The following is a 1,069-nucleotide window of genomic DNA, read 5'->3' on the forward strand; positions in this document are numbered from 1 at the left end:
CATATCATTTATTCGTAAAATAGTCCTTTTTATAAAAGATGAACAATAACAGACTAAAGAAAACAACACCTCTTTTCGCCCTTTTCTTCGGCTGGATGCTCGCGGCTTGTTCCGACGACCTCCAGACCAGAAACGGGACGGAATGGTTTGGAGGGGGATGGCTCGTGGTTCTCGCTCGCCGTCACGCCCTCGACGGGCCATTCAACCCGCGGCAACCCCACGGGCGGCGAACCGGGCGACGGCTCCGAAACGGGGTTCGACTACGAGAACCGCATCGACAACCTGCTCGTCCTCTTCTATCAAGCCGAGGAGCAAAGCAACGCACCGGCCGACACGCCCATCGACAAGATATTTTACTTCGACCGCGAACGCATCGAGGGCGACAACCGGACGGAGCCGGTGCCGGTCAACCTCCCTGCCGGGGAATATGACCTGCTGGTCGTGACCAATACGGGCGACATCCGTCCTTCGCTCCAAGGCAAAACGCTGGGCGGCATCCGGGATTACCTGCTCACTTCGGCATGGACGGAATCAGGTGGCGAATACTCCCGCTTCGTCATGACGTCGGACGGGCATACCGCAGATAAGGTCAAGCTTTGCGGCAACCCGAAAAACGAGCCGGCGAACGCGACCGTCGAGGTAGAGCGCGTGGCGGCCCGTATCGATTACCGCGCAAAGAACAGCATATATAATGTATCCGATGAAACGTATGGACGGGGCAAAGCCGCCATTACGGGTGCGGTGATATTGAATAAGATGGCGGCGGGTTCTTACCTCCTGAAGCGGGTAGCGGCTCCGGTGAACGGCGCGCTTACCAGCTCCTCGCCTATCACCTATCTGGGCGATGAATTGCCCGTAGAGGGTGGTGTGCAGCGGAACTTCGTCGTAGACCCGTGGACGCTCCACAAGACGACCGCCAACGCCAGCCGCAATGCCTTCAACCCTTCAGCTCCGGGCGCGGGCAACCGTCCGGTGGAAGCATTGTACGACCACTACTACACCTCCTATGAGGACGACTATGCGACTTGGGAAGAGTTGGTTACGGAAGGCGAACCGGCAGGCGACTGGT

Annotated in this window: 1 pseudogene; it reads left to right on the plus strand. The window is 58.2% G+C overall.

Annotated features, from left to right (window positions below):
• Positions 1-147 precede the first annotated feature (147 nt).
• Positions 148-1,069 (plus strand): annotated as a pseudogene (locus B5F77_RS15395) (hypothetical protein); the annotation flags it as partial.

This window comes from Parabacteroides sp. An277 (assembly GCF_002159645.1).
GTDB lineage: Bacteria > Bacteroidota > Bacteroidia > Bacteroidales > Tannerellaceae > Parabacteroides.